We start from the raw sequence: 20,443 nt of genomic DNA, 5'->3' as shown, positions 1-20,443 counted from the left end.
TGCCGTCAAGATGCAAGCTGCGCTAATTTCCAGGCAAGAATATCTCGAAGAAATTCTGGCATCAAATAGGTTTTGTTCTCAACCTCTCTGACTTCCGGAAAAAGATGGCCAAACGTAAACATATCAGGAATGGCCACCCTGTACAGCTCATGTGTATGAATTTGTTTACCATTATGTAACCAACAGCTCTGATTATCCCTATCTATCAATTGAACACCATCATAAACAAATGACCCCATTATTTTCCCCCTAAAGCCTAGACCCTTTACTTGCAGATGAGGCCATTCGGGATTACGGGTCAGGTTTAAAATTTGTATTAATTTTTCTCCTGTAATGGTTAATATACATGGATTAATTGGGTGAGGACAAATTTTGTGGATATCATATTTAGTCACATCTTTAGCATCCAAACCATCCAATAGTAGACCTGAATTTAATAAGGCGATGTCCACTTCACACCATTCCTTCAACCCTTGACAAAGTAATTTAGGAAGATCCGAATCATGAAACCAATCTGTTTTTAACGGCTTTTCTAGAGTTAGTATCGTTTCATTGAGAGTTGTCTTTCCGATTTCGTGCAGTTTATCTGCCATTTTCTGATCCGCTACTGTTAATCCATCCGCTCTCATATCTATAAGACTGGCCCGAGTAGAAATGAATCCTTTATCTATTGTTAATTCAACATGGCCTACATACATTCCATATTTACCTGCGCAACATAAAAGAGTTTGATTAATCCTTTTACCACTATGCAGAATATGATGGGTATGCCCTCCAATAATCAGAGAAATTTCCGGATGTTTGGCTGCGATTATTTCATCACTTGGTAAGCCTAAGTGAGATAATAAAATTATGATATCTGCTTTTCCCTTTAGTTCATTTACAATACGTTCGACTTCACTGAATGGATCTGTGATGGACCACCCAAGGAGATGATACAATTCAGCAAATGGGGCTGTTACACCAAAAAAAGCAATACGCCTTCCTTTCGGTGTTACCCTAATATAATATGGCATAGCCCAGCTAGGTCTGCTTCCATCAGGTTTATAAAGATTGGCCACGGTAACTGGAAATTCGGCTTCCTCATATAACTGATCCAATTCATCATGGGGTAATGTAATTCCCTCGTTATTGCCAATCGTTGCACCGTTTATGCCCGCTTCATTTAGTAATTGAATATTTCCTTTTCCCATTGTACCTTCCGTAAAAGGATGAAATCGGTCAACATGATCGCCTATATCGAGCTTAAACACAATATCTCCGGCTTCCTCATAAGCCGCCTGCTGATCATTCATATATGTCACAATTTTATTCCAATGCTCAAAATGACTATGTATATCATTTATATGAAATAAATGAATGGTTTCCTTCATATTCCCACCTCTAAATTAACGCTTGTACCCCTTCCCAGATCAATTTTATGCCAACTACCACAAGCATGATTCTGAGTGCGATGACCAAGGTTGTACTTTTCATTTTCGTATTTACATAGGCACCCAGTTTTGCTCCAATATATCCACCTGGTATTAGCGCCAACGCATAAAGCCAAATGACATGGCCTTGAAAAATATGGCTGATGGATCCAATAATGGAAGAGAAGAATATTAACAGCATCGATGTCCCGACAGCGACATGGGGAGGAAAATGGAACGCAATCAACATAACCGGTACCATCAAAGAGCCTCCGCCTATCCCAAATAAAGAAGAAAGAAAGCCGACCGCAAAAGAGAGCAAAATAGCGCTACTTTTTTTGTAGCCATATTGATGCTCAAATCCTTCCTTATCTATGTATGTACGTGTAACCATCCCGTTAAAATTCTTCTTTTTTGGCTTCAGTTTATTTCTGACCATAAGGAGAAAGGACATGAAAACCATCAGGATACCAAACAGGATATTAAAGGCATCCACATTTAAATAGGAATTGGCCCATCCTCCAATCAAACTGCCTGGCGCAATTCCAATCAAAAATAAATATGCACTTTTATAATCCACAGTCTTCTGCTTTAAATAAGCAAGAGTAGAAGACAGCCCCGTAAAAATCAGGGTGAACAGAGAAGTACCCACTGCCATTTGGGGGCTGAGGGTACCAAGGATTCCACCTGATAAAAATAATAGAATCGGAACGATGATAATACCTCCACCCAATCCAACAAGGGCACCGAAAAAGCCGGCTGCTAACCCCACAATTATTAATAGAATATAACTCATATAATCCGCCTTCCAATGATTCAATAAATAAAGAGTCAAAGCTGCTTGATTATAGCTCATCGCTTGTTTATGTCATCCATACCGCTTTGTGTTATGGTGGCGAAAAAATTGCCCAGGCATCTGCCTAATAAATTCCTCGCGATGTTCCCACCATTCGCCGGAGGCTTCTAACTTGATTCTGACGAAGTTTGAACTTAATACATTCCTCTCACAACCTACCAGAGGTGGGAGACTTCTGCTGAATCAAGTTAAAACAAATCCATTTGTCTCGGATTTAAATCTTGATAGCTTATCCCAAGCATTTGTTGAAATTGCTTTGCATTACCAGCGGCGTCTCCACCGGAATTATTGTTAAATAAGACAATAATATCCCTTGTATCCTTTGCTAACTCCTGGATTCTCATTCTCCATTCAAGCAGCTCTTCTTCATTGTATTTATATAAATACCGAACTTCGCGCCAATTTGCATCATTCGGTTTATTCCAGCCATACACATTTCTTCCATGCATCCGCACAAGCGTAAGTTCAGAATCTGTTGCAACTGGTACAGTTGGGATTGACCCCTCGCCTGCTTGCGGTTCATCCACAATCGAATGAATCCACCCTTCTTCTTTCATAAAGGACAAGGTTGCTTCACGATATTTCTCACTAAACCATGATTGATTTCTGAATTCCAATGCCACCCTACAATCGCCCATCATTTCCTTGCAATACCTTAAATAACTAACATTTTCTTTTTTACAATCAAACCATGGGGGAAATTGAAACAAAACCAAGGCCAGCTTATTCGCATCAATGTACGGTTTTAATGAATCCGTAAAAGCATGGAACATGTCTTTTTTTGATTCAAAGGGGATATCGCCACGCTGATGGCCTGTCATTCCTTGATAGGCTTTGACTATAAATTTAAAAGAATCCGGTGTCTCTTTAACCCATTTCTCAGCGTTCCTAATCGGCTGTACTGCGTAAAAGGAGGCATCAACTTCCACTACCGGAAAATGGCTGCTGTACTCAGCCAGCTTATCTTTAGGCTTAATAGTTGAAGGATAAAGGGTATCATGATCACCCCAACCGGTTACACCAATATAAATCATAAAGGATCTCCTCCTACGTCATATAATAGCATACGAATACAGATCCTTGGTGATTGGTGCTCCTATGTTTTGGAGGAAGACATTTTAATCCTATATACAAAAAAGACGGCACATTCCATGCCGTCTTTTGTACCAAAGAATTAAACTCCCTTGTACGCTTCTCTTAAGATTTCTTCCAGTTCACTGATTAGAGGTAATTTTGGATTGGCAGTTGTACATTGATCTTCAAATGCACGCTCTGCTAATATTTTTACATTTTCCTCAAATCTTTCTTCAGTGATTCCTTGTCCTTTAATGCTCATATCGATTTCCAACGATTTACCCAGCTCAGTGACAGCCTCTATTAATGACTGAACCCCTTCTTCAGTTGTGCTTGCAGGTAATCCCAGCATTCTGGCTATTTGAGCATATCGCTCATCCGCACAGTAGTATTCATATTTAGGGAAGAGCGCATGTTTTCTTGGACGAATGGCATTGTAACGAATAACATGCGGCATAAGAATCGCATTAGAGCGGCCATGCGGGATATGGAATTCAGCTCCAATTTTATGTGCCAGGCTGTGATTAATACCAAGGAAGGCATTGGAGAAGGCCATCCCTGCCATACAGGATGCATTGTGCATTTTCTCACGAGCTTCCTCATTCGCTCCGTCATGGTAAGCTGTTTTTAAATTATTAAAGACTAGTTCAATAGCTTTTAAGGCTAAACCATCTGTATAATCATTTGCCATTACAGATACATAAGCCTCAATGGCATGTGTTAAAACGTCCATCCCTGTATCAGCTGTGATATTTTTAGGAACAGTCATGACAAACTGGGAATCCAGGATTGCTACATCCGGTGTTAAGGCATAGTCAGCCAACGGATACTTTACATTTGTTTCTTTATCCGTAATAACCGCAAATGGCGTTACTTCAGAACCAGTACCGGAAGTGGTCGGGATGGCAACAAATTGAGCTTTTTCACCTAAGTCAGGATATTTATACGTACGTTTCCTGATATCAATGAATTTTTGTTTAATGTTAAAGAATGATGTTTCCGGTTGTTCATAGAATAACCACATGCCCTTAGCTGCATCCAGTGCAGAGCCACCGCCCAAGGCGACAATTACATCCGGCTCAAAGCTATGCATTAATTTAGCACCCTTGAACACTGTCTCATCAGATGGATCCGGCTCAACATCTGCAAACATTTCGATTGCTTCAATCCCTTTATTTTTCCATAAATATTCTTTAACAATATCCACATAACCAAGGCTTACCATACCTGGATCCGTTACAATAAAGGCACGTTTGATTCTTCTCATTTTTGCTAGATACTGTGTGGAATATTTCTCAAAATAAATTTTTGGCGGCAATTTAAACCATTGCATATTATTACGACGCTGTGTCATCTTCTTCACGTTAATCAAGTGAGTAGCTGATACATTCTCAGAAACTGAGTTATTTCCATAAGAGCCACAGCCAAGTGTTAAGGATGGAATGAAGGCATTATAGATATCACCAATTCCGCCTTGAGCAGATGGCGAATTTACAATAATACGACAAGCTTTCATTTTTATTCCGTATTCTCGTTGGATTTGTTCATCTGTGCTATGAATAACAGCCGAGTGTCCAAGACCACCTAAGTTCAGCATATCCATACATGCACCAAAGCCCTCTTCCGTAGATTTAACACGGATACACGCCAATACCGGACTTAATTTTTCACGAGATAAAGGATATTGTGGACCTGCACCTTCAATTTCGGCAATTATTATTTTTGTATGCTCAGGTACCTTAATTCCAGCCATTTCGGCTATTTCATTAGCAGATTTCCCAACAATATGAGCATTAACAGCACATGATTTTTCATCAATCACAAGACGTTCAAGTTTCTTTAATTCTTTATCATTTACAAAATAGCAGTTATTTTTTATAAACTCTTGTTTAACCTCTTCATAGATTTGATCATCTACAATAATAGCTTGCTCAGAGGCGCAGATCATGCCGTTATCAAAAGACTTCGATAAAATAACATCATTGACTGCACGTTTTACTTTAGCTGACTTTTCAATATAACAAGGTACGTTACCAGGACCAACACCGAGTGCTGGCTTACCTGTAGAGTAAGCTGATTTAACCATTCCTGCTCCGCCTGTCGCAAGCACTAATGCGATATCTTTATGATTCATTAATTGCTTTGTAGCTTCAATCGATGGGTGCTCAATCCATTGAATACATCCTTTAGGAGCACCTGCAGCTACGGCTGCATCATGCAGGATTTGCGCCGCCTTCTTGGAGCATTGCTGTGCTGATGGATGGAAAGCAAATATAATTGGATTACGTGTCTTAATAGAAATTAAAGCTTTAAACATAGTAGTAGAAGTTGGATTCGTAACTGGTGTGACACCTGCAACAATTCCGACAGGCTCTGCAATTTCCATAACACCTGTTTGTTGATCTTCACGAATGACACCAACCGTTTTATCGTATTTAATGTTGTGCCAAATATATTCCGTTGCAAACATGTTTTTAGTACATTTATCCTCATAAATCCCTCTGCCAGTCTCTTCAACCGCCATTTTAGCTAAAAGCATATGTTGATCAAGACCAGCAATTGCCATTTGATGAACAATCTCATCGATTTTTTCTTGATCAAATGTCTCAAATGTATGCAAGGCCGATTTTCCATTTTCGATTAACTCTTCAATCATCTCAGATACTTTTAGGACTTCTTCTATTTTTTCTTCTTTAACAGCCATTTCAATTTCCTCCTTATAGAAAACCTAGTGTTGGTCGTAAATAGTCCCACAGGGATAAAACACGTCCCTATTAGCCAAAAAAATTATTGAACATCCTATCTGACAATTTAATTTTATCAGATTATTTAAAATTAGTCTGTAAACAAATTGTGAACACCTTCACCTTATTATTTGTGAAATACTTCACATACTTATTATATGCCTGCTTTATGTAATTGTCTAATTGTTATCATTATTTTTTTGATTTTGATTCCTTTGTCATAGATCCATTTTTATGGGATTGACAGATAAGTCTTTATATTGACAAAATAATAAACTCAAGTAAAGTAATTCTTAAATAGAACTGAAGGGAGAATGATTCCTATGTACAAAAAAGCCCTCTTACTGGCAGGCTTAGTTTTTTCTTTAACTGCATGCTCTTCTGGTAATGAAGAAGAATCGCAAAAACCACTAACAGAAGAAGAAAAAATATATGCCAATAACTGTGCTTCCTGCCATGGCAATGCTTTAGAAGGATATGCCGGACCAAAGCTTGAGGATATCGGAAATAGTATGAGTAAGGATGAAATCCTGGATATAATCAATAACGGTGCGAAAGGAATGCCTGCAGGAATAATCAAAGGCGAGGATGCAGAGAAAGTTGCGGCATGGCTTGCTGAGAAAAAGTAGAGTAGAGATTTAAAGAGAGATATGGAATCAATGGTTTATGGTTTAATGAAAATTAAACAGCACTAAGAAATGCCGTTACCACTACGTAACGGCATTTCTTAGTGTTCTATATAATCCTTTTGTCTATCTTGTACGGCAAATTGTTGCGATGCTAAACCAATACGATTTTCATACATTTTCTGCGCCATAACTTTCTTAGCCATTTGAGCTGCTTCCATATAGTACTCATCGCTTACTGTAGCTTTGATTGAAAATCGTAAGCCATACGGACTGCTATCTAATGAAGATAAGCCATGAACTTGATAGGGTTCGAGATATTCTCCGTTTAAATCAGTTTTGAGATAATGGATTTGCTTTTGGTTGAGTTCATCACATACCTCAGCAAGTAACTCTTCTATTTTTGCAGGATTCTCTTGGAAACTAACAATTACGCTTTCAAAAATTCTTCTCCTTTCAACATTTCCGTTTTCTACTTTGCGAATTTCACCATTTGGAACTGTCATTAGTTTTCCGTTAAGTAATCGGATTTTCACCACTCTAAATCCCATATCCTCTACTGTCCCACCATCTATTTCCCCATTTACGTGGACAAAATCCCCTCGCTGAAATTGTTTTTCGAATATCATAAAAAACCCTGCCAGAAGATCAGTCATAATTTTTTGGGCACCCAGTCCAACTACAATTCCTACCACTCCGCCGGCAACCAGTATATTTTTGATATCCACGAAGGGTTTAATCATAGCAAGAATAATAATAAAGAAACCCAAATAATTAGACGTGTTGCGTACTACAGATTCAATTGTTTGTTCCTTTTTCTCACTCAAAAAATTTGTATGCTTAAAGAACTTGTGAAGAATAAACCTGACGAGATAAATCAAAGCATAGGTGATGATAACAGTGTATAGGATCGTTAGTCCATAACTTTTGAGCTGAGGCCAATCAATGTTGAATTTATTTTGTAACCTATTTAAAAGATCCATTTCCATCCCCCATAAAAACTAGAATAGTATGAAGATTACTAAATACTACTAAATATCCCGTCGATATCCAAGTGATATTAATGCTTTCTTTAAAAAATCATACTTCAAGTGTACCTACCTTTCTGATATCTTTACTACCTCTTTCCTGCAGTGTAGGTGGGGCATAGCTGTGGTATAGGTGGACTATAGGTGACTTCCTCCGCCTTCCTCACACCTTTCCCCCGGTATAGGCGGGGCATAGCTGCGCTATAGGTGGACTATAGATGGCTTCCTACACCTTTGTCTCACCTTTCCTGCACCCTTCCCCCGGTAAAGGTGGGGCACAGCAGCGGCATAGGTGGACTATAGTGATTCCCTTCATCTTTGGAGACGAAAAAAAAGAATCCGAAAATAAATTCGGATTCTTAATATAGTGGAAATTGTTGTATCAGTATTAACCGATAGAACCTTCCATCTCAAATTTAATTAAACGTTGTTGAAATGGAACGAAATGATTAAAAAAATGGGCACAAAACTTTAATATAAAGCCATTTCATCAAATAATATAAAATCCTTTATAATTTCATTCAGGCACGAAAACGGCACCACATCGGCATGAAATTCGTCGTAACAAATAAATTTCCAAACATAATAATGTACTTTAAAGCATATTTTTAGGTTTTTTCATTAAGCATTATTATAATGAAGAAACTATTAATAAATTGATTAATGTAAAGCCCGATTTATCGGGCTTCTTATGTTTCGAAAAAACTGGATAATACACAATTATATATATTTAGTAATCAAGCGGTAATCAAATTTTACATTATGTCAATCAAGTACTTATTTAATCTCCAATATATCTTTCATAAACTTCTTAAAGCAGCATTTTTCCAGAATCCATATCCCTTCAATCCCTCTAAAAATCATAATATATTGAATATTTAAGTCAAATGAGGTAAACTCTTGTGCATTTTCCGGGCTTTCATCATCTTTGGAGAACTTGCCGTTTACATTATGAAAATTCTCTGGATTACCGAATAACCGACCCTTTGTGTCGACTTGAAAATCATTGCCGATTAAAATACCGACTTTATTCAAATCGATTGCCTGATATGCGAAGACGGAGCCAATATAATCATCAGCCTCGGCTTCCTCTAAAAAAGCCAATTTTCTTAAGTAGAATTCCATCATAAATCTGAATGATTCAATAACAAAAGATTTTTTTGTACAAAGGTCAAACCATTAAAAACATCTTTTACAATACTAAAAAACGGCTCAATAAATTGTTAAGCCCTTTTTAAAATTATAATTCATACCATCTTTGATATTTAGTTGCCGGTAGGCTTGGGTTACCACTTTTTTTAGAATTACATTCTTTACATAATAACTGAATGTTTGATACATCATTAAAACCATATAAGTTTAACGGGACAATATGGTCATAATTTTCCCTATTATCGAGCGAGATATAGCCACTTAAATCTTTACCACAATTTACACACATTCCCCTATCCCTAAAAAATACTGCTTTTTCTACCCATTTAGGGATATTCACCCGATTCAATTTAAAATTAGGTCTTACAATATCATGTAAATCGTCTTCAATAACAGCGTTTTTTGCCATTTCAACTCCATCGCACAATTCTAAATAAGATGCAAAAAACTTATTAAATTCTTGTAAAAATTCTCTATTTAAAAATAAGATATAAAACACATCTTCACTTAACAATTCGATAATCTTATAATAATCATTCAAAGAAAATAAGTATTCATAGTATTCTTCAAAATGTTCATTGTTTAAAATTTCATCCTTAGAATTCTTCCACCAATCCACAAAGCTTAAATGTTCCATTTCGTATACACGAAATGCTTGCTCAAGCGGTGTAATATATATTGGATTACCAAAATCAAAGTTAGTTGTGTCACGACAAGCAGTAACAGTTAATTTAGAAGATTCTTCTCTAAATAATGAATCAATTACAAAGTCTAAAAATTCATGTAGATTACTCTTTTTCCTAAAAGGCTGTACAAAACCTAGAATTCCATAATTCCCAAAAATTGACTCGAAACTTGTTAAGTAGTCAAAAGGATTTTTAATGATACCTTGCACAATATTAGAATAATAATATGTACCAAAATATTTCATATTAATATATGCCATAAATAAAAAACCTGCCTATTTTAAAATAATAAGAACCAAATAAGAAATCAGAACTTTTTTATAAATAAATAATATTTTGAATACAATGTTTCTCACTGGTTTTGTAATCCTGTTTCGAAGATTTTATTGGACAACAAATCATTTTACAATTGTAATGATTCCAATGGCAAAAAAGTGATTATATTACCTGTTCGGAATCTAATCCAAGTAGGTTTCCCCCATTAATAACATAAGTCCGGTGCTTTCTTTCATATTAATATCTCCTCGATTTAATTTATTTTCACTTTCAATTTAGCAGATAGTGAAATTAAATAATGTCAAAGAAAATCTTAAATTTCTTTTAAAATTTTTATTAAAAAAGAAAGCGCTCAATTCGCTTTCTTTGAATAAATCTTTTCCTCGTCCTCATAAATGGCCTTGACCTTAAATTCACATACCTGATCAAAATTATAAATGTGGGTGAAGGTCATTATATTTTAGTGTTCTGCCCATCTAATTCTATTCAGTAAAAACTCCAGGGATACATTGAGGTTTTTTCATGTAAGAAGGCTTCATAATAAATATTTGCGATATGATTGTTTGCCCGCGCAATGTGATTATGCATAATCACATATAAAGTAGTCTCCTCAGTTTCATCAAGATAAACTTGCTGCAGGTCTCTGGATTTGTTTTCTATAATTTCCGCTAACTTCATCAAAACACTCCTTTTGAGTAGATACGAGCCTTTTTGATAAATATCGCAAGACATTGGATTGACAATATAGTTTCCAGAAATGAATTTTGATTTAGAATGGCAAGTTAGAGTGATGGAAGTCATGCAGTTTTTTAATTGTATATAAAACATTAATAAAATCAAGTATGACTTTGTAAACCAACACCAAATCAACAAGAACTAATAAAAAAACTCTCCATTGTTTCGAAAAAGAGATTTATTTCTTAATGACTTAACTACCAATATCAAGTGTTTTAAAATCATATTCTGCTGTAATAATTATTGATTATTTGAATTAGCTCCTCTTCTGTTTTTCTTCCACCAGTTAGTTTATCTGCCCATGCTCTACCAGAGTGGAGGGAATCCCAAGGTGAAAGTGCTTGTCCATATCTACCCTTACCTGGGTTATGATTCCCAAACCCAGGTAAAACTGTGTTCCATAAAGGTTGAAAATGGGCTATCAATCTACTTTCAATAGATGGTATTATCCCAACAGCTTCAAAATCATCAATGATTAAGTATGTATACAAAAAATCGTTAATATCAAGATTAATAGCATATTCAATTGACTTTTTATGCTCTTTTAATCTATGTACAAGATTTCCGCTTTCTCCTATTTTCACTTGTCCCATCCGTGCACCAGCAGGAATTGCTTTACCGACATAAATAGGATTTTGAGTGTCTTTCCTGTAATATGTATTGTCATTTCCGACGAAAAAAATTGCGTATACTCCAAACCCCTTAAACCCATGTGTTTCAACATTTTTAAGATCATATTTACTAAGTGTACCTATTTGATTTATAGCTTTACTAAGCAATCCCTTTAATTCACTAACATCAACAATATGATTATCGGAAAACAAAAAAAACACCTCCTACGGTCAAATTATACCACAGGAGGTTCTTTTTTTCAGTGAGACCTTTATTGAACTCGCTAAAACACAAGCTAACTTAACTGGAACTGCATTGCCAATCTGCCTCATACTTTCAGTCCATGAGTTTGGGAATAAATAGTCTTCAGGAAAAGTTTGCATTATTGCCGCTTCTCTAGTAGTAAAATAACGAGGTTGTCCATTATCATCAATCAACATATTTTCACCACCAGGAACACCATGATCCCCAGCCTTCAAAGTTTTGGATGGCAAATCAAGTGGACTGCCTGTATGACCTGGATAGACTTTTGCTCCATCCCTAAATTCATGATTAGGTAAGTTATGTGATTCTCTTGGGTCTGGAACATCTTTTAATGCATCACGCACAGTTACCCAAGGCTTCTCGAAAGGATAACCTTTCTTGATAAGCCTTTCTACCATTTTAGGGTTTATTTGAATATTATCCATTGGTATTTTATGCTTTTTCCAATAATCATTTTCAACATATTTAGACCATTCTAAAGCATGTTTTGAATGCGTTGGAACAGGAAAATCCCAAGATGAATTAATATCACTTCTAAAAGCTACAATAAAGAATCGTTCCCTTTTTTGGGCAACTCCATAATCAGCTGCATTTAGTAACGCTGTTTTAACATTGTAAGTAATTCCTTCTGGAACAAGCAAATTCTTAGACACTTGTTCATCATAATCGCGTAATACTTCCAGATGTTCAAACCAACTATAATATGTGTTAACATAATCAGGATATTTAATTTGAAGAACTATATAGTCCAAATAATCTTTAAATTTTTTTCTCGTTAATCCTTTAACATTTTCTATTAGGACGGCCTTAGGTCTGATTTCTCGAATTGCTCTTATCATCTGAGGGAACATATCACGCTCATCCAAGAAACCTTGATGTTTCCCTCCATTTGAAAATGGTTGGCAAGGTGGCCCGCCCGCCAATAAATCAATTCTATCTTCATATTTTGTAAAATCAAAATCTCTTACATCTTGTTGGGATAAATTCCAATCTTTAACAAAGGGCATTCCATTCTTCTGATTGAACCTAATTGTTTCACATGCATTGTTATCTCTTTCTATAACTGCCAAATGCTTAAAACCAGCTTGAGTAACACCCATTGCTAGTCCACCAGCCCCAACAAAAAGTTCTAGCGATGTATGCATTTAAAAAGAATCTCCTTTAATTACTCTTAGTATGTTGTTGTTTGAACTAATTGGGGATAAAAGACATAAAGACTTTAATCATTTTATCATAATTTGAATAAATATAGTGCTGGTTATTTTTTATTAGTGATTTTATTCATAAAGTATTGCATTCTTCCAGCTTTAATTATTTAGAACCTAGGCTTGAATCGGCAATTACGAATTAAATTATTATTTATTTCCTTAACCTTTTCTTTGTATTTCCTTGATTTTATTTAGGATTTTACTAGAACATCCTTCTAAATCAAAATTAATTTCGTTTTCCCACAAAAACATAAAATTGTAACCAAGTTCAGTAAGGTATTGTATTTTCCGTTTATCGTTTTCTAAGTTTTTTTTCACTTGTTCAGGAATGCCCTTTTTCGCTCTTTTTTCCATAACCTCCTTATTCCAGTGCCAATAATCTCCGTAGCACTCAAGGACGAGATTATATTCTGGCAGGTAAAAATCTGGAACCCAATAATCAACCTGATGTTGATGAATATACTTCAACTCCAATCTGTCAAGTAGTTCCAGTAGCTTATATTCAATTGATGATATGGAAATGGAATCCCTTTGCATGAGTTTTTCAACCGATAAGGCTCTTTTTAGTTCTTTTGGTTTTTCTAAACCATATTTTATGCATGCTTTTGATACGGTTGTTTTGCCTACATTTAATTCCTCTGCAATATCACTCAAGCTTTTATTAAGTCCGAGATACTGGTATTCTAACCACTTTTTATCTTTCAATAGTCTTGTATTTTCCTGGTTTTTGGCGCCTGCCAAACCTACACATCTTTTCCTTATACCAAAATCTGAAGCAATTTTATTTATGGAGCCATAAGTCATGCCAAAAATTCCTCCTACTTCTTTATAGGACATATTCCGAACAATTAGCATCTCATATAACCATTCTTTGTCATAATACAGCTTTGTTTCCCTTATGTTCTTTTGGTGATAAGTATTTCGGCAATCATTACTACAATAATGAAACTTGTCTCTTTCAATTCTTGATGGATTTAAAAGATAAGGTCTTTTACACCCCTCACAATTTACAATTTGACTTGGATTTTTATTTTTTGGAATTACATTTTCCTTCTTAATTCAAAATTTTTTTAATTTTCTAAGGATGGTCCCTTTTTCCACGCCGAGTTCCTTTGCAATTTCTCGCGAAGTCTTATCTTCAGTTATGTATTTGTAAAACAGCCAATCTTTATTGGACAACTTTTCAGCAACTTTTTGATCAATCTGATAATAAGTACTTTTTAAGCCAAACTTCTCTTTCCAGTAATTGATAGTATCAAATGAAACCTTGCAAAATTCTGCTACTTCTTTAGCATTCTTTGTTTTAAACTGTTCTGTCAACCAGTCTTTATTCTTATATAATTTTTCCGGAGTTCTATCATTAGTGTTACACAATTGACATCCTCCTATTAAAAACTTTATTATTAAATTATCGGAATTATCAAAATTTAATTTTATATATATTATCATATTTTTGAGTAGTTGTTAATAAAATTTAAACCGCATAACAACGGATTAAATGTATAAATCTATATGATTACTGGGAGTATAATGTAATTTAATGGATGCAAATTTCTATTTTCATGTTCTTCGTCATAATCATATCTTAAGTATCTGCCAGATACTATCTTCATTTGGTTGCATATCAAAACTCTCTAAAATTCTCGTCACATCAAAATCTAAATCTAAAAGGCCCAAATCCTCATTATCATAAAAAATCTTATTACAGTATGGTTAACCCCGCTTATTATTACATCCGTAGTAGAATCATAAATAAAAGGATTGTTCTTTTCAGGATCTATCCCAACATTAAAAGGAAAGTTGAAGGAAAATATCTTATTTTCAATAACAAAAAATAACCGTTTTATTTTATCAATTCTTAAGACTTTATCAGTGTTTTTATTACTGCAACTGTAGGATCTTGTATTTGCTTCTCTTCAACTTTAACTGGTAGTTCATGAATTAATCCGTCTATAAGGTTTTCTATGAAGCAGTAACGAAGAAATGCTCTCCCAAAAATGATTTTTATAAGAATAGGCTTATGAGCCTGGAGTTTGAAAACTGTTAAAACAGGTTCCTTTTCGTGCGGTTTAATCGCCCTGGCTTCCAAATATTGATAAGTCGCTTTTAAATTTTCATGCCAAATATCAATATCAATGTTTTGCCTTAGCTCTAAATCTCCTCCGACAATCTTGATAATAGAATTCCGATATTTATAGGTTCTTTCTGGGCAAAGCTCACAATAACGGATACATGCCTTTTTAACCGCTCTTTCCAAGATTCTTTTGAATCTTTCCCTTTCGGCTTCAAGCTATACTCCAGTTGATTAAGTCTGGCTCTCAAACTCATTAAAGATACCCTCCCATTTTTCCTCATTAATTTCTTCTGTAAAATCCTTTCCCTCCATCCAATCAACTATTTTTACCGCTAAAAGCTTTTGGTTCTTCTCTATGTGAAATTTTGAAGGCTTACTAATTGGCTCCAGGCTTTCCGAAAGGCTTTCAACCTTCTTTTCTGCTTGCTCAATTTCGCCCGAATCTCCTATATATAGAGCCATCACATAAGCGGCAACGGCTTCCCGGTATTCCTCATAATCAAAAACCAACAAATCATTTCTATTCGGCTTATATCTTTCAGAAGATGCCATGGAATCCGGCAGCTGTCCTTCAATAGCCTTTAACCTAGCTTTTATACTCATTGTGAAAGGCTCCTTTTTCGGATTAAAAAAACTCCTATTATTTTGATTCAAAAACAACGCTGGTTCCTTGCTATGATTGAATTAAATCGGGTTGCAAAAGTCATTCATCCTTCTTTAACATTTCCTCAATTTTATCCATCCTATCAGACAAATCGCCCAATTCCATAGATTTCAAGGCGGTATTTGATAATGTGGCTATGGTTTTCGCCTTGTCTATCGTCATTTCTCCATCCTGGAGCAGAATATTAATGACTTTACCTAACATTCTTCTAATGTCCTGTGGCTTATTGAATCGCAAGTTTTTGCTGAAATACTCATTCATACTCTCACTCCTTTTTTCATAAACTCGAAAAATGCTTATATATCAAGGCTTACACGACTTTTAGTTATACATAACGGGTTAAAAAACCGCTTTAAAGTGACAACATGAAAAATTCATTTCAATAGATTTCTAAACAAATAGTAAAAGTGATAGTAAATATAATTCCCGGCTGTTTGCGGAGAAATAAAAACTGCCTGGAATCCGTATCGGGTTTCAAAGGATTTCAAGGAAGCTAACAAAGCCTTTACGTTGTACTGGCTCCTATAATCGCCCCTCACTATCTTCTCGTACCCTTCCGAATCCTCAATCATAAGGACAAAAGCAGAATCTTTGGCGCGGATTAATTCGTTTTCAAATCGGGTCCGCTCCTTTATGGAGCTGGCTAATTCATCCACACTGTTTTTTCTTTCAATGGCTGCGGTTAAGTAAATATCCCGGTATATCCCTAATGCTCCATTCCTGGGCAGATACGCGGAATAATCGCCATAATCAAGTTTCCTTTCCTGATGAGGAACCTTCCGGGAATTAAGGTATTTCAAAATATGCTCGTTCCTATGCTCCCTGGAATCAACGAGAATAACGATTGAGGAAAGCAGCTCCTTTAATTCTCTATCGGTAAAATTGTATTTAAATCCTTGCATTAACATAGGCTGACAACCCTTCATTTTAGATTGTAGCCATACCCCCCGGAACTTGCCCCCTCATCCTTCCCTATCACTAAAATTGTACATGCCTAGACATTGGACTAAAACATTGGCAGTTAAGAATTTTTAGGCGGACAGGTATAAAGATATCTGTCCGTTTATCTGGCCTTCCCCAAAACCTTTGCCACTCTAAGGCTCAAGGCTTATGCGGACAGAAAGACAGATAAAAAGCAAACATTCTTTAATTAGGGAATAAAATCCCTATAATAAGTTAATAAGTAAATTTTTCTTTTATTTATTAAGAATAATCTTTTAAAGAAAACATCTGTCTCATCTGTCCTCTAAACGCTGAACTTCTTGTAGCTCTATGGCTCCACCCCTCGGGACAGATAAAATCATTTGTCCCTCCTCCTGTATGTTGTCTGTTTACCGTATGAACCGAACTGCCTTCTACCGATACATTCCCACCCACGAGTATTTTTCAACGTAGCGTTAATTTCTCTTGCAATTGCTGAAGTAAACTCGTGTTTGAATCTGCCTAAAATATTTTCCCATACATGAATGGCACATGTTTCATTAAATTCAATTTTTTTTGTTCCTTTTAAATCTGGCTTTTCAACAAAACCTCGCTCCAGAGCTTGTTCGATTTCAGCGGAATATAGCCCCCTATCCGTATTTTCAAGCTGAACATTTTTCGCTTTTTCTTCAAGATGATTAGGAAGCTTTAATGGAGTGTTTTCTGATTCCATATCTTCATAGACTGATAAAGCTTCAGCCCAAATCTGGTCTACTTCAAAAGGAATATCTTTTTCAAACCAGCGACTTCTCACTTCAACAATCCACCATCTGCGCCCTCCTGTATCATCCTTCAAGGGCAAATCGTCATTGGTTGTTGCAACAAATATATTTTGTCTTTTAAACCGAATGGATCTCTTACCATAAGCGGGTCTATATTCATCCTCACTGGAAGTAATAAATTGTTTAATCCGCTTTTGGTCTCCTTTGCTGACTGCTGCCATTTCTCCCAATTCAATAATCCAGTTACCTTTCAGCTGGTCTTTGGCATCCTTGCCCCTCATATCATCCAATGAATCGGAAAACCAATCATTGTTTGCTGCCAATCTATGAAAGAAAGAGGATTTTCCGGCTCCCTGTTCACCTTTTAAGGTTAATATATAATCCATCTTGCAACCTGGCTGGAATACCCTTTTAACAGCTCCAACCAAAGCAAGCCTTGTCTGCATACGAACTAATTCAGTATCATCTGCATCAAAAAAATCAATCAGCAAAGAATCCAGTCTATTTTTGCCATCCCATTTGCCTCGGAGACTATTCAAATAATCCTGTATAGGATGAAATTGATTATTCATTATTATTTCGTTTATTCCATCCTCTATAATATTTTTTGAATGAATCCCATAATTGACTGAAAAATAATTCCTTAAGCAAGAATCATCTTGTTGAGTGATTTCCTTTGTATCATCTGCTCGCCTCCAAGGAACTTCACCTATGATTTCAGCGTTTTTGCTTAATAGATTATAAGCAAATCTGCCCTTTAAGTTTTCATCATTTTCTAAGATTAATAGAGTGTTGAAAGCATTACTTAAAATCTTGCCATTAGATGACGTTTGAAGCAGCTCCCGCCACTCCTCTTTTGTTTCTATCGGCACCGGACCTACGCCGGATTTATCCAAAAAAGGAATTTCACTTTTATACTTTTCAACGGCTGCTGCCCAACTACTCATGTATGTTCACCCCCTCTTTTTCAAGTTTATTAAGGATTAAGGGATAAATCCGCTGACCTACAAAATCATTAGCAGATATATAGTTTTCATTCCTGATTTCCGGCTCGTTTTCATCTATGTTTCCGGAAAATTATAAATTTTATCAAATCAGTTCAGAACCTCAACCGTTTTTATTTTTGCTCTTGCGCTTGCTTGTATATCTGCTTTGAGCTTATAAAAGAAATTGCGCATTTCAAGTTCTTACTTGCGAAAATCCCTTTCAAGCTTCCCTGACATCCTCCTGTGCGATTTTCTTAAGCTCTGGAGCGGCTTTCTGGAGCAAATTAAAATCATCTGCAATAAAAATAAGCTGCTCTTGCTTGGGAAACGTTTTTGATTAGGGAAACAAGGGGTACAATATCGCCCTTTCTCCCGCAACCAAAGCAATTAAAAAGGTTTTTGTCTGGAGTAATCGCAAAGCTTGCTGTTTTTTCGTTATGGAAAGGACATTGAATGAGCTTTGTTTTCCTTCCTTTAACGGCTGAAAGGTTTATCCCTAAATAATAATCAAGCCCCACTTCCAAGCTGATTGAATCTTTTACAAGCTGGATAACTTCATTGGTGTTAATTTTTTATAGCGGTTGTAACTTTTAGTCCACATCGGCTTGCTTCTCATTTGTCCAAATATCTATATATCGTTCAACCTCTTTACATGGAAAAAGCCAATAGCCCCCCACCCTATGAAACATTTTCCTTTCCCCTAACATAATGGATTTATATTTTGACAGCTCCTCCTTGTCTTCTAGTTTCAATAGACCACTGATTAATATACTCATTAACTTCTCTCCTATTGAATATCCATTTCTTTCCCACACGGATTTTCGGAAAATTAGGGTCATAAAGGAATAACTTTTCAATTGTAGGCCAGGAAAGATTTAAAGTCTGGCACAATTGCTTACTGTCTAAAAGCACAGTATCCATTTCGATTTTTTCCAGATGTTTTTGAATTTCCTTAAGATAAAGATCTTTTAAGCCCTCTTCATCTAATGTCAATTTGATTATTTGTTTTTCAGACATCCAAATCCCCTCTCTACTTTTCTAAAATATTTTCTTCCAATGTCGTAATTCAATCTATGTTTAAATATGCTTAGATTTTAATAACATAAAATTTTTTGCACCTCCCCCAAAACCACACAAAATAGTTAAAAAAGATTAATTTAATGTTGTTGGTTTTCTGAAAATACTGTACAATAAATCTAAAATTATATCAACACATAAAAATGATTAAAAAAATGTGTTTTATGTAGTTTTTTATCTATTAAATACTAAATATTTTATAAATTAATTATTTTAAGGGGTCTTTTAAAGGAGGAAACAACATATGAAAAAAAATTTTTTAGCCCAAATGGAAGTTCAGAATTCTGTCTATGCTTATGATGATTATCAATTGAAAGGGGAGTCATTCTTTTTAGAAGACAGCGAACTAAATGCAATTTTTTATGAAGGCTTTGCCCCAACTAAGGTTATTCCATTGCACAAGGAAATACCAATAAAGGATTTTTATTCAAAAGGTCAACTTTATGGGGAAAGCAAAAATGAAGAGGTTGAAATTATCATTGATGAAAGTAAAGCAAAACAATATAAAAATAAGGCTGCTTATATAATCGCAAACAAGGCAATAGTAACATCTAATAAAGATAGGCACTTAGACCGTTTATTTCCGAAAGAAAAAATTACAACAGAATATAGTATAAGCAAATTTGGCAGAGCTCTTTATACTGAATTGGCTAAAAGCGATTTCTCTTCTTATAAAGAAATAATAGACTTTTGTAAAACATGGGGGCTCCCTACTGGTGTTACAAGATCTATCCTCGAAGAAGACGTACAAAGAAATGATATTAATATTGTTTGGATGTCTCTTCACGATTTCTACACTAAGATTTATGAATATCAAAATGTTTTTTCTTACTTTAAAGCATTATGTACCAAAGATTTTTCTAAACTACCATCTAAACCGAAAAAAGGAGAATTTATAATAGATCATGCAGCAAGAATGTTAGCAGATAAACTCCAAAAAAATTCCATCTTCTCAATTAGACTAAAAGGACAAGAAGATAGCGTAATACCTGTCTCCGTATTTAAGGATTTATTTGAAGTAGCTTACTTCTATCTAACCTTATCTATCAATACCTCTGCAGAGATGAGAATTTGCGAGAACTGCGGGCATCTTTTTGAAGCATCACACAAACGCCAACGCTTTTGTTCGGTACTTCCTGGACGCAAAAGATCAAGTTGTGAAATGGCCTTTAATAATTTATTAAAAAAGCAAAAAAGCAAAGTGGATACCTTATCACGGTAACGTCCTCATTATGTAATAATTTGTTATTATTATCATTTCAGGGG

General features: G+C 35.4%; 21 protein-coding genes. 2 read left to right on the top strand and 19 right to left on the bottom strand.

What is annotated here, in order from left to right; all coding sequences use genetic code 11:
- Window positions 1-5: 5 nt before the first annotated feature.
- From AC4D4B_RS04875 to adhE, 4 genes are all read right to left on the bottom strand, one after another.
- Window positions 6-1,373 carry a bifunctional metallophosphatase/5'-nucleotidase gene (locus AC4D4B_RS04875; RefSeq protein ID WP_490999308.1) on the bottom strand — a complete coding sequence of 456 codons (1,368 nt, stop codon included), beginning with the start codon at window positions 1,371-1,373 and terminating at the stop codon, window positions 6-8.
- Window positions 1,374-1,383: 10 nt separating this feature from the next.
- A complete protein-coding gene (locus AC4D4B_RS04870) occupies window positions 1,384-2,208 on the bottom strand; it encodes a sulfite exporter TauE/SafE family protein (RefSeq protein WP_490995193.1) in 825 nt (274 codons plus the stop codon).
- Between the two features lie 248 nt (window positions 2,209-2,456).
- Entirely contained in the window at window positions 2,457-3,302 is an 846-nt protein-coding gene (locus AC4D4B_RS04865) for a DUF72 domain-containing protein (protein WP_490994788.1), read from the bottom strand.
- Window positions 3,303-3,442: 140 nt separating this feature from the next.
- Window positions 3,443-6,046, bottom strand: a complete 2,604-nt coding sequence (gene adhE / locus AC4D4B_RS04860) for a bifunctional acetaldehyde-CoA/alcohol dehydrogenase (protein ID WP_490999307.1) — start codon at window positions 6,044-6,046, stop codon at window positions 3,443-3,445.
- A 363-nt stretch (window positions 6,047-6,409) separates the two neighbouring features.
- On the opposite strand from adhE, the gene AC4D4B_RS04855 reads away from it, so the two are divergent.
- Window positions 6,410-6,715, top strand: coding sequence for a c-type cytochrome (locus AC4D4B_RS04855; RefSeq protein WP_066106511.1), 306 nt, complete (start codon window positions 6,410-6,412; stop codon window positions 6,713-6,715).
- Between the two features lie 98 nt (window positions 6,716-6,813).
- Here the strand turns inward: AC4D4B_RS04855 and AC4D4B_RS04850 are convergent, their stop codons facing one another.
- From AC4D4B_RS04850 to AC4D4B_RS04780, 15 genes are all read right to left on the bottom strand, one after another.
- A complete protein-coding gene (locus AC4D4B_RS04850; RefSeq protein ID WP_490999306.1) occupies window positions 6,814-7,695 on the bottom strand; it encodes a mechanosensitive ion channel family protein in 882 nt (293 codons plus the stop codon).
- 822 nt (window positions 7,696-8,517) lie between these two features.
- Complete coding sequence (locus tag AC4D4B_RS04845) at window positions 8,518-8,868, bottom strand: DNA/RNA helicase domain-containing protein (protein ID WP_490999305.1); 351 nt, start codon at window positions 8,866-8,868, stop codon at window positions 8,518-8,520.
- A gap of 112 nt (window positions 8,869-8,980) precedes the next feature.
- On the bottom strand, window positions 8,981-9,838 hold the full coding sequence (locus tag AC4D4B_RS04840; RefSeq protein ID WP_490999304.1) for an HNH endonuclease: 858 nt from the start codon (window positions 9,836-9,838) through the stop codon (window positions 8,981-8,983).
- 502 nt (window positions 9,839-10,340) lie between these two features.
- Window positions 10,341-10,532, bottom strand: coding sequence for a hypothetical protein (locus AC4D4B_RS04835; protein WP_490999303.1), 192 nt, complete (start codon window positions 10,530-10,532; stop codon window positions 10,341-10,343).
- Window positions 10,533-10,810: 278 nt separating this feature from the next.
- Window positions 10,811-11,413 (bottom strand): Eco29kI family restriction endonuclease, encoded by a 603-nt coding sequence (locus AC4D4B_RS04830; protein ID WP_490999302.1) that lies wholly within the window; start codon window positions 11,411-11,413, stop codon window positions 10,811-10,813.
- A gap of 18 nt (window positions 11,414-11,431) precedes the next feature.
- Window positions 11,432-12,610, bottom strand: a complete 1,179-nt coding sequence (locus AC4D4B_RS04825; protein ID WP_490999301.1) for a DNA cytosine methyltransferase — start codon at window positions 12,608-12,610, stop codon at window positions 11,432-11,434.
- A 222-nt stretch (window positions 12,611-12,832) separates the two neighbouring features.
- Window positions 12,833-13,510, bottom strand: a complete 678-nt coding sequence (locus AC4D4B_RS04820; protein WP_490999300.1) for an endonuclease domain-containing protein — start codon at window positions 13,508-13,510, stop codon at window positions 12,833-12,835.
- Window positions 13,511-13,732: 222 nt separating this feature from the next.
- Window positions 13,733-14,047, bottom strand: coding sequence for a hypothetical protein (locus tag AC4D4B_RS04815; RefSeq protein ID WP_490999299.1), 315 nt, complete (start codon window positions 14,045-14,047; stop codon window positions 13,733-13,735).
- A 484-nt stretch (window positions 14,048-14,531) separates the two neighbouring features.
- Window positions 14,532-14,930, bottom strand: coding sequence for a hypothetical protein (locus tag AC4D4B_RS04810; protein ID WP_490999298.1), 399 nt, complete (start codon window positions 14,928-14,930; stop codon window positions 14,532-14,534).
- A 48-nt stretch (window positions 14,931-14,978) separates the two neighbouring features.
- The gene (locus AC4D4B_RS04805) at window positions 14,979-15,350 is read right to left on the bottom strand and encodes a hypothetical protein (protein WP_490999297.1); all 372 of its coding nucleotides are present in this window, start codon (window positions 15,348-15,350) and stop codon (window positions 14,979-14,981) included.
- A 100-nt stretch (window positions 15,351-15,450) separates the two neighbouring features.
- Window positions 15,451-15,672 carry a hypothetical protein gene (locus AC4D4B_RS04800; protein WP_490999296.1) on the bottom strand — a complete coding sequence of 74 codons (222 nt, stop codon included), beginning with the start codon at window positions 15,670-15,672 and terminating at the stop codon, window positions 15,451-15,453.
- Window positions 15,673-15,785: 113 nt separating this feature from the next.
- The gene (locus AC4D4B_RS04795) at window positions 15,786-16,313 is read right to left on the bottom strand and encodes an ERCC4 domain-containing protein (protein ID WP_490999368.1); all 528 of its coding nucleotides are present in this window, start codon (window positions 16,311-16,313) and stop codon (window positions 15,786-15,788) included.
- A 398-nt stretch (window positions 16,314-16,711) separates the two neighbouring features.
- Window positions 16,712-18,061: a virulence-associated E family protein gene (locus tag AC4D4B_RS04790; RefSeq protein WP_490999295.1), complete on the bottom strand. Its 1,350-nt coding sequence runs from the start codon at window positions 18,059-18,061 to the stop codon at window positions 16,712-16,714.
- A 329-nt stretch (window positions 18,062-18,390) separates the two neighbouring features.
- Window positions 18,391-18,651: a CHC2 zinc finger domain-containing protein gene (locus AC4D4B_RS04785; RefSeq protein WP_490999367.1), complete on the bottom strand. Its 261-nt coding sequence runs from the start codon at window positions 18,649-18,651 to the stop codon at window positions 18,391-18,393.
- A gap of 163 nt (window positions 18,652-18,814) precedes the next feature.
- Window positions 18,815-19,117 carry a helix-turn-helix domain-containing protein gene (locus tag AC4D4B_RS04780; protein WP_490999294.1) on the bottom strand — a complete coding sequence of 101 codons (303 nt, stop codon included), beginning with the start codon at window positions 19,115-19,117 and terminating at the stop codon, window positions 18,815-18,817.
- Between the two features lie 304 nt (window positions 19,118-19,421).
- Here AC4D4B_RS04780 and AC4D4B_RS04775 point away from each other — a divergent pair, with 304 nt between their 5' ends.
- Entirely contained in the window at window positions 19,422-20,399 is a 978-nt protein-coding gene (locus tag AC4D4B_RS04775; protein WP_490999293.1) for a hypothetical protein, read from the top strand.
- Window positions 20,400-20,443: the final 44 nt, after the last annotated feature.

The organism is Pradoshia sp. Z6_59 (genome assembly GCF_058267515.1).
This window is presented reverse-complemented; position numbering and strand designations above follow the sequence as displayed.